This is a genomic window from Mesorhizobium sp. IMUNJ 23033 (genome assembly GCF_044778005.1).
Lineage (GTDB): Bacteria > Pseudomonadota > Alphaproteobacteria > Rhizobiales > Rhizobiaceae > Mesorhizobium > Mesorhizobium amorphae_A.
Genome location: NZ_JBJACT010000027.1, coordinates 72,826 through 86,639 on the forward strand (window position 1 = coordinate 72,826; position 13,814 = coordinate 86,639).

Annotated in this window: 13 protein-coding genes; 6 read left to right on the plus strand and 7 right to left on the minus strand. The window is 64.4% G+C overall.

The window, feature by feature from the left end:
* Window positions 1-75 precede the first annotated feature (75 nt).
* The 6 genes from ACFX5Q_RS25370 to ACFX5Q_RS25395 all read right to left on the minus strand — a co-directional run bounded on the left by ACFX5Q_RS25370 (window position 76) and on the right by ACFX5Q_RS25395 (window position 6,274).
* On the minus strand, window positions 76-1,248 hold the full coding sequence (locus ACFX5Q_RS25370) for an ABC transporter substrate-binding protein (protein ID WP_404282472.1): 1,173 nt from the start codon (window positions 1,246-1,248) through the stop codon (window positions 76-78).
* A gap of 198 nt (window positions 1,249-1,446) precedes the next feature.
* Entirely contained in the window at window positions 1,447-2,301 is an 855-nt protein-coding gene (locus ACFX5Q_RS25375; RefSeq protein ID WP_192180714.1) for a sugar phosphate isomerase/epimerase, read from the minus strand.
* 3 nt (window positions 2,302-2,304) lie between these two features.
* Window positions 2,305-3,081: an ATP-binding cassette domain-containing protein gene (locus tag ACFX5Q_RS25380; RefSeq protein WP_404282474.1), complete on the minus strand. Its 777-nt coding sequence runs from the start codon at window positions 3,079-3,081 to the stop codon at window positions 2,305-2,307.
* Entirely contained in the window at window positions 3,078-4,070 is a 993-nt protein-coding gene (locus tag ACFX5Q_RS25385; RefSeq protein ID WP_006204680.1) for an ABC transporter permease, read from the minus strand. Before ACFX5Q_RS25385 ends, ACFX5Q_RS25380 begins: the two co-directional genes overlap by 4 nt.
* 68 nt (window positions 4,071-4,138) lie before the next feature.
* The gene (locus ACFX5Q_RS25390; protein ID WP_404282476.1) at window positions 4,139-5,128 is read right to left on the minus strand and encodes a substrate-binding domain-containing protein; all 990 of its coding nucleotides are present in this window, start codon (window positions 5,126-5,128) and stop codon (window positions 4,139-4,141) included.
* A gap of 75 nt (window positions 5,129-5,203) precedes the next feature.
* A complete protein-coding gene (locus ACFX5Q_RS25395; protein ID WP_192180711.1) occupies window positions 5,204-6,274 on the minus strand; it encodes a LacI family DNA-binding transcriptional regulator in 1,071 nt (356 codons plus the stop codon).
* A gap of 141 nt (window positions 6,275-6,415) precedes the next feature.
* On the opposite strand from ACFX5Q_RS25395, the gene ACFX5Q_RS25400 reads away from it, so the two are divergent.
* Window positions 6,416-7,447 carry a hydroxyacid dehydrogenase gene (locus tag ACFX5Q_RS25400; RefSeq protein WP_404282479.1) on the plus strand — a complete coding sequence of 344 codons (1,032 nt, stop codon included), beginning with the start codon at window positions 6,416-6,418 and terminating at the stop codon, window positions 7,445-7,447.
* A 215-nt stretch (window positions 7,448-7,662) separates the two neighbouring features.
* Window positions 7,663-7,968 carry a hypothetical protein gene (locus ACFX5Q_RS25405; RefSeq protein ID WP_404282481.1) on the plus strand — a complete coding sequence of 102 codons (306 nt, stop codon included), beginning with the start codon at window positions 7,663-7,665 and terminating at the stop codon, window positions 7,966-7,968.
* A gap of 62 nt (window positions 7,969-8,030) precedes the next feature.
* On the opposite strand, the gene ACFX5Q_RS25410 is transcribed toward ACFX5Q_RS25405, so the two are convergent.
* Window positions 8,031-8,708 carry a GntR family transcriptional regulator gene (locus ACFX5Q_RS25410; RefSeq protein WP_404282483.1) on the minus strand — a complete coding sequence of 226 codons (678 nt, stop codon included), beginning with the start codon at window positions 8,706-8,708 and terminating at the stop codon, window positions 8,031-8,033.
* A 141-nt stretch (window positions 8,709-8,849) separates the two neighbouring features.
* Between ACFX5Q_RS25410 and ACFX5Q_RS25415 the strand changes: the two genes are divergently transcribed.
* Genes ACFX5Q_RS25415 through ACFX5Q_RS25430 form a run of 4 tightly spaced genes read left to right on the plus strand, consistent with a single transcriptional unit; the run spans window position 8,850 to window position 13,747 of the window.
* The gene (locus ACFX5Q_RS25415) at window positions 8,850-9,437 is read left to right on the plus strand and encodes an amino acid synthesis family protein (RefSeq protein WP_404282485.1); all 588 of its coding nucleotides are present in this window, start codon (window positions 8,850-8,852) and stop codon (window positions 9,435-9,437) included.
* The gene (locus ACFX5Q_RS25420) at window positions 9,430-11,226 is read left to right on the plus strand and encodes an alpha/beta fold hydrolase (RefSeq protein WP_404282487.1); all 1,797 of its coding nucleotides are present in this window, start codon (window positions 9,430-9,432) and stop codon (window positions 11,224-11,226) included. The genes ACFX5Q_RS25415 and ACFX5Q_RS25420 overlap by 8 nt, the downstream gene beginning before the upstream one ends.
* Window positions 11,223-12,275: an LLM class flavin-dependent oxidoreductase gene (locus ACFX5Q_RS25425; RefSeq protein WP_404282489.1), complete on the plus strand. Its 1,053-nt coding sequence runs from the start codon at window positions 11,223-11,225 to the stop codon at window positions 12,273-12,275. The genes ACFX5Q_RS25420 and ACFX5Q_RS25425 overlap by 4 nt, the downstream gene beginning before the upstream one ends.
* Entirely contained in the window at window positions 12,272-13,747 is a 1,476-nt protein-coding gene (locus tag ACFX5Q_RS25430) for an aldehyde dehydrogenase (RefSeq protein WP_404282491.1), read from the plus strand. The genes ACFX5Q_RS25425 and ACFX5Q_RS25430 overlap by 4 nt, the downstream gene beginning before the upstream one ends.
* Window positions 13,748-13,814: the final 67 nt, after the last annotated feature.

A 13,814-nucleotide genomic window follows, 5' to 3' on the forward strand; every position in this document is an offset into this window, starting at 1 on the left:
TCTCACTCCGAGGGCTCGCCGCGGACGGCCGCCCGCGGACATGGATCTGGCGGCTGGGGGCTCGCCTCGGCAAGGTTACTTGGCGGCGGCGAGACCGGGATCGGTCATGTTCGCGAACGTCTGGATCTCCTTGTTGTAGTAGGTGCCGTCAGCGGCCTTGGCGACCTCCCGCAAATAGATGTTCTGCCTGAGGTGGCGGCTTTCGGGATCGATCGACACTGGTCCGCGCGGGGACTCCCAGGCCATGCCCTTGACGGCGTCGACGGCCTTGGCGGCATCCTGCTTGCCCCCTGTCGCCTCGATCATCTTGTAGATCACCCGCATGCCGTCATAGGCACCGACCGACGGGAAGGACAGCTCGGCCGGATTGCCGATCGCGGCACGCGCCGCCTCGACAAACTTCTTGTTCTCGGGTGAGTCGTGCGCGATCGAATAGTGAAAGGTGGTCGTTACGCCGAGGGCAATATCGCCCAGCGCTGGCAGATCGGATTCCTGCGTCAGGTCGCCAGGTGCCAGGAACTGGATGCCGGCTCCCTTGAGGCCGTTCTCGTTGTAGGACTTCAGGAAGCCTAGGGTGGTCGGACCGGACGGCAGGAAGGCAAACACGGCCTCGGCGCCGGAGTCCTTCACGCGCTGCATGATCGGACTGAAATCGGTCGTCGAAAGCGGCATGCGAACCGACTCGACGATCTCCCCGCCATCCGCCTTGAAGGTGGTGGCGAAAGCCGTCTCGGCATCGACACCGGGGCCGTAGTCGCTGACGACGGTGATGACCTTTTTGATGCCGCGCGCGGTCGCCACCTTTGCCATCGGTACCGACGTCTGCCAGAGCGTGAAGGAGGTGCGCACGACGAGCGGGCTCTTGGTCACGATCGCCGACGTCGCCGCGTTCATGATCACCATCGGCACGTTCGCCTGCTCGAGAAGCGGCGTGACCGCCATGGCATCGGGCGTGAAATAGAATCCGGCGAGATACTGGACGCTCTCCTTGACGACCAGATCCTGGGCAAGTGCCTTGGCTTGCGCGGGGTTGGCTGCCGGAAGGTCGCGATAGACGATTTCGACGTCGTCGTTGCCGACCTTCGCGCCGTTCAACGCCATCCAGGCGTCGATGCCGGCCTTGAAATTCTTGCCCTGGATGGCGAAGGGACCGGAGAACGGCCCGACCACGCCGACCTTGATCGTCTCCGCACCAGCGGCTCCGCTGAGCGCTATTGCCGCCACCGCGGCCAGAAGCATGCGTTTCATGGCTTTCCTCCCTCAGCAGCCACCCAGCCTCCAGCAGGGTTTTCGACCGCATCGGTCTGGTCTCTCATGCAGAAATGGTGATGTAAAATGAAAATAAGTCGTCGATTGTTAACCTCCTGGATAGGGAATCCGAAGCGAAGGCGGCCATGGTTTCCGCCGGCGCTGCTTTCGGTCGCCACTGAAACGAGCGGAGTGGTGCTATCCGAGAGTGAGCCCGGCCTTGCGCGCTTCCTCGCGCAGGAACGGCAGCCCGACCTCGATGACGTCGCGCGGGTCTTCCGCCACCGGGCGCCACACCGCGAGGCCGCCGGCGATATCGACGTCGACATGGTTCATGCTTTCCAGCGTGATCGGCCCCTCATAGCCGATATCGGCGATCGCCTTCATGCAGGCAGCCCAGTTGAGCATGCCGCGTCCCGGCACGCCGCGATTGGCCTCCGACACGTGCACATAGCCGAGGAAGGGCGCGGCCGCCTCGAAGCCGGCGGCAAAGCTCTCCTCCTCGATATGCATGTGATAGGTGTCGAGGTGGATGAAGATATTGGGCGCGCCGATGCGTTCGATGATCCGCGTTGCATCGATGCCGCGGTTGATCAGGTGCGTCTCATAGCGGTTGCAGGGCTCGATGCCGAGCTTCAGGCCGCGTGACTTTGCCGCCTTCGCCGCCCGTTCGAGGAAACGGCACATGCCGTCGATTTCCTTGCGCGTCGGCGCCCGCCCGGTGGTCTTGCCGATCGTGCCATAGGTGACGCCGCCGAGGGCCTCGGCGCCGACCTCGTTGCAGACCTTGAAGGCCGGTTCGAGGAAATCCAGCGCCTCGTCCGGCCGCTCGACCACGTCTAGCGCGCGCGGCAGGCCGAGCGACGGGATCAGCTCGACGCCATAGTGATTGGCGAAGGCGCGGGTGCGCTTGGTGTCGATCTCCTCAGGGCGCAGCAGCGGGATCTCCATCAGCCCGATGCCATATTCCTTCAGCCGGTCCATCTGCGGCTCGATTCGCGCGAGGTCCCAGACCGGGGCAATGGCGAAAGTGTGCAGTCCAAAAGTATTCATCAGTCAGCCTCGTTGTTCATGCGCCGCCGCGGCGCTGGTATCGCCGCCGCCGACGATGCGGCTGACGACTTCGTTCATGTTGGTCTTGGCGGTGACGAGATCGGCATCGGCGCGGCCGTGGCGCAGCACCACGATACGGTCGGTGACCGAGAGCACGTCGTTCAGCCGGTGCGAGATCAGGATAACGGCGATGCCTTCCGACTTCAGCCGCCGGATCAGGTCGAGCACGCTCTGCACCTCGCGCACCGCAAGGGCAGCCGTCGGCTCGTCCATGATCACCAGCTTCGGATTGAAGGTCAGCGCCCGCGCGATCGCCACTGTCTGCTGCTGGCCGCCCGAGAACGAGCCGACCGAGCGGTTGATCGAAGGCAGATGCGCGCCGAGCCGCTCGATCATTTTCGCGGCCTGGCGGTCCATCTCGGCCTTGTCGACAATACCCGGAAACAGGCCGAACAGCTTCTTCGTCGGCTCGCGACCGAGGAAGATGTTGGCGGCTACGTCCTGTTGCTTGGCCAAGGACAGGTCCTGATAGATCATCTCGATGCCAAGTTCGCGCCGCTGGCCGGGATCGAGCGCGAGAATGTCCTTGCCGTCGAATTCGATCGAGCCGGAATCGGCCCGGTATATACCGGTAATGGTCTTCATCAGCGTCGACTTGCCGGCGCCATTATCGCCGACGAGGCCGACGACTTCGCCCGCCGCGACCGAAAGGTCGACGCCATGCAGCACGTCGACCGCGCCAAAACTCTTTCGAATGCCATGGAGCGAAAGAAGGGTCATACGCGCGACTCCTTCCGGACCTGATATTGGTCGATGAACACCGCAAGGATCAGCACCGCGCCGATCGCCATCTGCTGGTAGTAGGACTGCACGGCAAGCAGCGTCAGCCCGTTCTGCAGCACGCCCATGATCAGCGCGCCGATCATCGTGCCGAGGATCGAGGCGCGGCCGCCGAACAGATTGGTACCGCCGATGATCGCCGCGGTGATCGCGGTCAGCTCGTAGTTGATGCCGGCCGTCGGGTCGCCGGCGTTGACGCGGGCGGTGAACAGCAGGCCGGCAAGGCCGGCGAGCGCCCCGGACAGCGTATAGATGATGCGGCGGTGATGTTCGACGCGGATGCCGGCGGCGCGCGCCGCACCTTCGCTGTCGCCGAGCGCCAGCGTGTGGCGGCCGAAGCGTGTATAGGCGAGCACGCAATGCGCGACGATGGCCGTCAGCACCAGCAGGATGACCGGCATCGGAATGCCGAACGGCCGGCCCTGGCCGATATAGACGATCGCCGCCGGCAGGCCGTAGATCGCCCTGCCCTGCGAAATGACCAGCGCCAGGCCACGCGCCAGGCCGAGCATGCCGAGCGTGACGATGAAGGCGGGCACGAACGCGCGGGTGACCAATTGCCCGTTGATGTAGCCGGCAAGCCCGCCAGCCAGAATGCAGGCGATGACCGCAAACACCGACGGCCAGCCGAGATTGACGGCAACGAAGGCGCCGGCCACGCCCGCCAGCCCCATGACCGAGCCGAGCGACAGGTCGAGCCCGCCAGAACCGATGACGAAGGTGGCCGCGATCGCCAGCACGCCGATCGTCGAGGTCGCCAAAAGGATGTTGAGGAAATTGCTGAGCGACAGGAAGAAGGGCGACAGCACCGCCATCGCCGCGCTCAGCGCCAGAAGCACGACAAGCGATTCCAGCCTTATGTGGAGCCGTTCGACGGATGCACGCTGCACCCGAGCCCAGAAACCGGGCTGCGCCATTTCGGAAGCCATGTTGCCTCGCTTGCGAGAAAAGAAGTTGGCTGGCGCAGGCTAAACCCGCGCTAGCCCGTCCGGGAGGACTATTTCACATATTCGAGCATCGGCTCCTTGCCGGCGTCGAGCACATCCTTGGTCAGCACCAGCGTAGGCACGGCGATGTTCTCCTCGACCTTGTCGCCGGCGATCGCCTTCTTGACGTTCTCGACCGCCTGCTTGCCGACCAGATAGGGAAGCTGCGCCACGGAAGCGTTGAGCCGGCCTTCTTTGATCGACTTCACGGCATCCGAATTGCCGTCGACGCCGATGATCGTCACCTGCTGGCCCTTGCCGGCGGCATAGACGGATTCGACCGCGCCCAGCGCCATGCCGTCATTGGCGCAGAAGATGGCGACGAGATCCGGATGCGCGGTCAGCGTGTCGGTTGCGATCGACGCCGCCTTGCCGCGGTCCCAGTCGCCGGGCAGCGAGGCGACCACTTCCAGCCCCGGCGCCAGTTCCTTCAGTTTGTCGGCAAAACCCTTGGCGCGCTTCTCGCCGGTAATGTTGCCCGACAGGCCTTCGATGACCAGCACCGGGCCCTTGGCGTCCTTGCCAAGCTTGGACACCAGATATTCGGCGCCCTGCCCGCCGGCCGCGACATTGTCGGAGCCGATGCGGAAGGTGATCTTGATGCCTTCCTTGTCGAGCACCGCCGGATCGAGATTGCCGTCGAGATCGACGACCTTGATGCCGGCACCCTGCGCCGCCTTCAGGCAGGGCAGCAGATTGGTGGAGTTGATGGCGGCGGTGATCATCGCCACGGGCTTGCGTTCGAGCATGGTGTTGCAGAGGTTGAGCTGCGGCTCGGCCGCCTGGTCGCTTTCGGCCGCCTGCTGGAAATACTTCACGCCGGCTTCCTTGGCGCCATCCTCGACGCCCTGGCCCATCGCGCCCCAGAACGGATTGGCCAGCGTCTTCATCAGCACGCCGTATTCGCCGTCCTCGGCCTTCGCCGAACCGATGGCCGAAACGGCCAGAGCGACGCCGAGGGCAAGAGTAAATCGATTTATCTTTAGAACCAATGCTTTCATGTCTTCCTCCCTGTTGATGTCACGCGCCACAAGCCAAAGCCAGGTGCGGCGCTACTTAGTTGTCGACAATGGGGGCTATTGTCGGTTTCCTCCCCCGGAATGCGGGCCGCTGCCTGGCGAGCCAACGGATTCCCGCATCAAAACCTTGCAAGGCTCGAGCCGCGCCTTGGGCGGGCCGTCCCCGCCATCGATCCTGGCAAACAACACATCCATTGCCTGGGCGGCGATCTGCCGGACCGGCTGCACCACGGCGGCGATGGCCGGCCATGTCACCTGCATCCATTCGGCATCGTCGAAGCCGACCAGCGAGATGTCGTCCGGGCAATGCCAGCCGCGCCGGCGGAATTCCGACAGCGCCACCAGCGTTCCCTTGAGAAACAGCGAATAGACCGCCGTCGGCCGTTCGCCCCCTTTGGCGCCCTTGTCGAAATAGTCGTGCAACAGCGCACGCAACGGCTCGACTTCGCTCTCCGAAAGCACGACGTCGATCCGCACGTCCGGCACCAGTTCCAGCGCCTTGGCACGAAACCCGTCGAGACGGGCGCGCACCGTCGCCGCCTGCTGACCAAGGCCGATGACGAGGATGTGGCGGTGCCCCTTGCCGATCAGTTCGCGCGCCACCTCTGCGCTGGCGGCAGCACTGTCGGCCGAGACCGTGTCGAAGGCATCGTCGGCAAGCACCCGGTCGATCAGCACGCCGGTCATGCCATTGGCCTTCATGAAGCCGGCTGCCGGGCCATGCTCATTGCGCACCGGCGCCAGCACCACGCCGGCGACCCGCCAGTCATGCATGCGCGCAAGGACCTCCTTCTCGCGTGCTTCCGATTCACGGCTTGAGGCAGCCACCAGCGTGTAGCCGCGCTGCTCGGCGAGGCCCTCAAGTTCGCTGACCATCTGGCCGAAGAATTCGCTCTCGAACTCGGGCATGATGGCGCCGATGATGCGGCGCTTCGCCCGCCGCATGTCGGAGGCCAGCGGATCGACACGGTAGCCCAAATGCTCGACGGCATCGAAGACACGCTGCGCATTTTCGGGCTTCACCGTGGTGACGCCCGCCAGAACCTTGGAGACCGTGGCCGCGGACACACCGGCGCGGCTAGCCACGTCGTGGATCGACGAACGCCGCTGGGCTTGCCGATGCGCCATTATCCTCCTCCCGAGGGCAGGTCACTGCCTGCCGCGCCGTTGGCGTAACCGATAAATCGATTTTTCGCAGTTGTAAATCGTTTAATCATGAGTAAAACACAGATGTGAATGGCGTGATACGATCGCGCCAGGAGGAGCATCATGCCCGACAATGCTTTGCCGCTGGTCATCAGCGCGCCCGAGCCCCGCACGCTCGACCTGATCTTCACGCCGCCGCAGCTGGCGCTTTTTCGCAAGAAATATCGCATCGTCGAAACAACGCCCGAAGGCGTCGCCGGGTTGCCGCCGGATGTGCTGGCCGCGGCGCGCTACATCGTCGGCCAGCCACCGATCGCGCCGAAGACACTCGAAAGCCTGAAGGCGCTGCGCTGCGTCTTCAATGTCGAGACCAACCTCCTCAACAATATGCCTTACGAGACGCTGTTTCAGCGCGGCATCCATGTCGTCACCACCGGGCTGGTGTTTGCCGAGCCGGTCGCCGAACTCGGCCTTGCCATGGCGCTCAACCTTGCGCGCGGCATCGTCGATGCCGACGTCGCCTTCCGGCAGGGCAAGGAGTTGTGGGGCGGCGACGGCAACCAGAAAGCGCGGCTGCTGTCGGGCGCCGATGTCGGCATCATCGGCTTCGGCGACCTTGGGCGTGCACTGAATCGCCTGCTGTCCGGCTTCCGAACCAGGACAAAAGTCTTCGACCCCTGGCTGCCGCCATCGATCCTCATCGACAATGGCGTCGAGCCGGCCTCGCTCGACGATGTCCTGTCCACCAGCGACTTCGTCTTCGTCGTCGCCTCGGTGACCAGCGAGAACCAGGGCTTTCTCGGCGCCGACGCCTTCACGAAAATGCGTGAAGGGGCAGCCTTCATCCTGCTCAGCCGCGCCGGTGTCGTCGACTTTCAGGCGTTGATGGACGCCGTCCGCAGCGGCCACATCGTCGCCGCCAGCGACGTCTTCCCGGAAGAGCCGCTGGCTCGAGACCATCCCGTGCGCGCCCTGCCCGGCTTCCTGCGCTCGGCCCACCGCGCCGGAGCGCTCGACATCGCCTTCAAGCGCATGGGCGACATGGTGCTGGAGGACATGGATCTGATCGACCGCGGCCTGCCGCCGCTGCGCTCGAAGCGCGCCGAGCGCGAGACCGTTTCCAGGATGCGCTCGAAGCCGGTGGACAAGAACTAAATCCAGGCGCAGGACAATGAGGTTCTGGTACAATTTCAGGCCCGAGGCCAGCTTAGCCGACTCATGCGAGAAAAATTCGAACAGGTTTCAAACTTATTTCGGTAATATTTTACCGGGTTTGGCCTTTCGCGCAAAAACCGGAACCTTCATCCGGACCTGTCGTTTGACCTCTGATCGTTGCTTCGACGATCCTAAAGCAACAGGAGGATTATACCATGAACATCAAGATGATCTGTTTGGGCGCCATGACGCTTTCGATGGTCGCGGGCTCGGCTCTCGCCGCAGGGGAGACCGGTACTTCTGCGCTTGATGATCCGGCCAAGATGCAGCCTTTCTATACCGACTCCAGCATGAAGACGATGGTCAGCAGCGACGACTTCGTGAAGGCTTGGAAGGCGCTGTCGCCTGACGACCAGACCGCGATGATGGCGGCTTGCGACGAAGAGGCGAAGAACGCCAACGCCACCAACAGCCATCCGGAATTCTGCAGCAGCGTCAAGGCCAACGGCGGCAGCAAGTAGTCGCTATCGCCAGTGCATGTGAAGACGGCCTCGATCGAGGGGTCGTTTTTGCATGCACGACATCACAGGGAGCCGAGCCGAAGCGCGTTGCGCGCGATCTTCCAGGCGGATTCGACATGCCGCCGCGCCGCAGCCTCGGCCTCTTCCGGTTTGTGTGAGCGGATGGCATCCATGATCCCCGTCATTTCGGCGATCGCCGGCTCGCGGCGGTTCTCCGAGGCGATGGTCATGGAGCGCAACTGGTTGATGCGGACATTCAGCCCGTTGACGATTTCCCAGGCAATGCGCTTGTCCGCCGCCTCGAACAGCACCTCGTAGAACCTGGCCGTCGCCCGCATCACCTCGACCGGCTGCCCCGACGCCCATGCTTCGAACAGATTGGCCAGCGCGCTGTCCAGCAAGGAAATCTGCTCGTCCGTGGCCGACATGGCGCAGGCCCGCGCGGCGATGCCCTCCAGCAGCGCCCGCAATTCATAGATCTCGTCGGTGCGGCCGAGATCGGGCTTGGCCACGGCGGGCCCATGGCCGGGGATCATTTGCACCAGGCCTTCCGCTTCGAGCTGCCGCAGAACCTCGCGGACGACCGACCGGCTGACGCCGAGCTGGTCGCAAAGCGGCCGCTCGACCAGCCTTTCGCCCGGCTGGAAATGGAAATCCATGATCGCCTCGCGCATGCGCTCCAGCGCCAGCGTCCTCAGCGTCTTGGCGGAGCGGTCGATCCGCAGCGTATCGTCTGACATTTTCTCTCCGCCTCCTCGCGCTGCCACAAAACAGATTCCATGACCAGTTGACAAGGTTCTTGGCACTCCATAGCATGGTATACCATAAGACGATACAGGGATGACGGCGTTGCATGGCGCCATCGCGACCAAGGACATCTGATGAATCCGGCCATTCGAAAGACCGTCACCTACATCGACAACACGCTGATCGAGGGCGGCAAGACGGCACCCCGGCCGCTGCGTCTGATCGGCGTCGCCGCGGTGCTGACGAACCCCTGGGCCGGACGCGGTTTCACCGAAGATCTTTCGCCTGAGATCCGCGCCATCGCTCCCGTCCTGGGCGAATTGCTGACGCGGGAAATCATCGCTGTGGCCGGCTCCGGCGAGGCGATCGAAGGCTACGGCAAGGCGGCCATCTGCGGCACGTCGGGCGAGATCGAGCACGCATCGGCGCTGATCCACACGCTGCATTTCGGCAACCACTATCGCCGCGCCGTCGGCGCCAAGACCTATCTCGCCTTCACCAATCTGCGCGGCGGACCGAACACGCCGATCATGATCCCACTGATGGACAAGAACGACGAAGGCCGCCGCTCCCACTATCTCACCGTGCATTTCCAGATCGGCGACGCGCCCGCCCCCGACGAACTGGTGGTGGCGCTCGGCGCCTCCATCGGCGGCCGTCCGCACCATCGCATCGGCGACCGCTATCAGGATCTCAAGGAGGTCGGTGATTTGCATGGCTGACGTCGCCGCCTTGATCCGACGCACGGCTCCCGATGGCACCGGCTTCATCCGCGCCGGCTCCGGCGCGCCGGTGCTGTTCATCCACGGCGTCGGCATGAATGCCGCGATCTGGCAGCCTCAGATCGAGATGATGAAAGACCGCCACGATGTGGTCGCCATCGACATGCTCGGCCATGGCGGTTCACCTCTGCCGCCGGAGAATGCCGAACTGTCAGATTTTGCCGATCAGGCAATCGCCTTGCTCGACCATCTCGGCCTCGCTTCCGTAGCCGTGGTCGGCCATTCCATGGGTGCACTCGTCGCCCAGGAGATCGCGCTTCGCACGCCGTCCCGAGTGAGTTCCATCGTCTGCCTCAACGCGGTCTTCCGCCGCCCTGCGGACCTCGCCCAGGCGGTGCGCGAGCGCGCGGCGGCGCTCGGCGGTCACGGCGACCCACAAGCCATTGCCGCAACGATTGCCCGCTGGTTCGGCGATCCGATTCCGGCCGATCTTGTCGGCGCTGCCGAAACCGCCCGCACCGCGCTCGAAAGCGTCGACGCGCAAGGCTACGCCCGCACCTACCGTCTGTTCGCCCGTGCCGATACCGAGCATGTCGAGCGTCTGGCCGGTCTTGCGGCTCCAGCCCTGTTCATGACCGGATCGGAAGACAGGAACTCCACGCCAGCCATGTCGGCAGCGATGGCGCGGCTTGCGCCAAACGGCCAATGCCTGGTTCTGGGCGACGAAAAGCACATGATGACAATTGCTTCGCCGCAAAAGCTGACTCACCATATCAAGGCGTTTCTCGACAGGACGGCGGATGCTTCCGTCGGCACCGCCCCTGCTTTCGACGCCATTGAATTCCGGCGCGCTCTCGGCTCCTTCCTGACCGGCGTCACCATCGTGACGACGATCGGCGCCGAAGGCGAACCGCGCGGCTTCACCGCCAACTCCTTCACGTCGGTCTCGCTCGAGCCGCCGCTGGTGCTGGTCTGCATTGCCAAGAAGGCGCTGGGACACCAGGCCTTCTCGACCTCCAGGGGCTTCGCGATCAACATCCTGTCGGAGGCGCAAAAAACCGAATCCGGCATCTTCGCCTCCAAGGCCGCCGACAAGTTCGCCGCCGTGGCGTGGCAATCCGGACAGACCGGCAATCCCCTGATCGACGGTTCGGTCGCCGTGTTCGATTGCGACATGGAACAACTGGTCGATGCCGGCGACCATTCGATCCTGATCGGCCGTGTCCGCGACTTCACCCACAATGGCGCGCAGCCGCTCGGCTACTGCCGCGGCACCTATGTCACGCCGGGCCTCAGCCAGGAGGCGCTGGCGGCGGCACCTCAAGGGACCGAAGTCGGCGCCATCCTCGAAAACGAAGGCCGCGTACTGTTCTTCGAAACACCGGATGGCTTGCACGAACTGCCGGCCGGCCGCGGGCTGGGGACGCCGCAGGATGCCCGCAGTCTGAAGGGGCGCCTTGCCGCGAAGGGTGTCGGCGCACAGCTCGGCTTCCTGTTTGCCGTCTGGGACGACGCGGCGGATCCGACGCGCTCGCATGTCTACTACCGGGGGACGGCCGACGCCCCCGCCTCCGGCGATCGCCAGGTCAGGCTTGTCGACATCGACCAGATCGCCGGTCTCAGCATCGCCGACCCGGCGGTTCGTTCGATGCTGACCCGCTATGTGCGCGAACGCACCGAAGATGCATTTGGCGTCTATGTCGGCAATGAGGTGGAAGGCGAAGTCCGGCCATTGGCCAGGCCCGCACCGCCCGCCGCTCTTCAATCCGGTCGCAGGGGAAGCCGATGAAGTTTTCGCTTTTCGTCCACATGGAACGCTCGGATCTGACGAAGCCGCATTCCGAGCTTGTCGCCGATCTGGAGGAACTGGTGCTGCTGGCCGAGCAGGCCGGCTTCGAGACCGCCTGGATCGGCGAGCATCACGGCATGGAATTCACCATCTCGCCCAACCCGTTCATCAACATCGCCTATCTCGGCGCGAAGACCAGCACCATCCGGCTCGGCACGGGAACCATCGTCGCGCCCTTCTGGCACCCGATCAAGCTTGCCGGCGAAGCGGCGATGGCCGACGTCATCACCGGCGGCCGGCTCGACATCGGCATCGCGCGCGGCGCCTACAGCTATGAATACGAGCGGCTCTTCCCCGGCCTGGACGCGTGGGTTGCGGGCCAGCGCATGCGCGAGATGATCCCGGCGCTGCGCGGCCTGTGGGACGGCGACTTCGAACTTTCGGGCGAGTTCTGGACGTTCCCCGCGACGACCTCGTCACCCAAGCCGTTGCAGGCGCCTTATCCGCCGATCTGGGTGGCGGCGCGCGACCCCAATTCGCACGATTTTGCCGTCGCCAACAAATGCAACGTGCAGGTGACGCCACTTGCCTCCGGCGATGGCGAAGTGGCGAGCCTGATGGAGCGCTTCAATACGGCCTGCGTCGCCCATCCGGAGATAAAGCGGCCCGAGATCATGCTCTTGATGCACACCTTCGTGGCCGAGGATGCAGCCGATGCCGATCGCCTGACGCAGGACCTGTCGCAATTCTACTGCCAGTTCGGCGCCTGGTTCCAGAACAAGAAGCCGGTGCGCCAGGGCATATTGGAGCCGCTGACCGAGGCCGAGATCGCAGCCATGCCGCAATACGCACCGGACAAGATCCGGCAGAATCTCGTCATCGGCGAAGCCGACGAGGTGATCGCCAGGCTGAAGACCTATGAAGCCCAAGGCTACGACCAGTACTCGATCTGGATCGACAGCGGCCTCTCGCACCAGCGCAAGAAGAAGTCGCTGCAACTCTTCATCGACAAGGTGATGCCGGCTTTCCAGGAGGCGGGGCCGACATGAGCACCGTCGCATTCAAAAACTACATAGACGGCCAGTTCGCCGAGACCACGGAGACGTTCGACAGCATCGATCCGTCAGCGGGCATGCCGTGGGCCCAGATGCCGGCCGCAACGGTTGCCGATGTCAACCGCGCCGTCGAAGCGGCGCATCGGGCGCTGCGCTCCGGCCCGTGGGCGTCGATGACTGCGACGGCGCGCGGCAAGCTGCTGGTGCAGCTCGGCGATCTGGTGGTCGCCAATGCCAATCGGCTGGCCGAACTCGAGACCCGTGACACCGGCAAGATCATCCGCGAGACCCGCGCCCAGATCGCCTATGTCGGCGACTACTACCGCTATTATGGCGGGCTGGCCGACAAGCACGAAGGCTCGTTCGTTCCGATCGACAAGGCCGATATGGAGGTGACGATCCGGCCGGAGCCGATCGGCGTCGTCGCCGCCATCGTGCCGTGGAATTCGCAGCTCTTCCTGTCGGCGGTCAAGCTCGGCCCGGCGCTCGCCGCGGGGTGCACCGTCGTTCTCAAGGCATCCGAGGACGGTCCGGCTCCGCTGCTCGCCTTCGCCGAACTCGTCCACGAAGCCGGATTTCCCGCCGGCACCGTTAGCATCCTGACCGGCTTCGGCCATGATTGTGGGCGCCGCTTGACCAGCCATCCTCTGGTCGCCCGCGTTGCCTTTACCGGCGGTCCCTCGACAGCCAGGCAAATCGTCAGGAACACGGCCGAAAATCTTGCCTATACGACGCTCGAACTTGGCGGCAAAAGCCCGGTCGTGGTCTTTGCCGACGCCGATCTGGACAGCGCCGCCAACGCCGTCGTGGCCGGCATTTTTGCTGCCACCGGCCAGAGCTGCGTCGCCGGCTCGCGACTGCTGGTCGAGCGGTCCGTAAAGGATGAATTCCTCGCCCGCCTGAAGCGGAAGGCCGAAGCCATCGCAATCGGTGACCCGCAGGATCCCAACACCGAAATGGGCCCGCTCGCCACGCTGCGCCAGCACGAGCGGATCGAAAGCATCGTCGCCGAAAGCCTTGCTGGCGGCGGTCATCTGGTCACCGGCGGTGCGCGGCCCAAGGGCAAGGCTGACGGCTTCTACTATGCGCCGACAATCATCGAGGCAGCGGATCAGACCTTGGCCTGCGTGCGCGAGGAACTGTTCGGACCGGTGCTGAGCGTGCTCGCCTTCGACAGCGAGGCTGAGGCGCTGTCGCTCGCCAACGATACACCCTTCGGTCTCGCCTCCGGCGTCTTCACCACCAATCTCGCCAGGGCGCATCGTATGGCGCGCGGCATCCACGCCGGCGTCGTCTGGATCAACACCTACCGCGCCGTCTCGCCACTGGTGCCGTTTGGCGGCTACGGCCAGTCCGGGCTCGGCCGCGAAGGCGGCCTCGACGCCATCCGCGACTACACACGCTCGAAATCGGTCTGGATCCGCACCTCGGACGAGCCGATCCCCGATCCTTTCGTCATGCGGTAGCCACCGCGGACCAGGGAACACGGCCGGGCAAAAATGACCCGGCAGTGCAACGAACAACGACAACAAC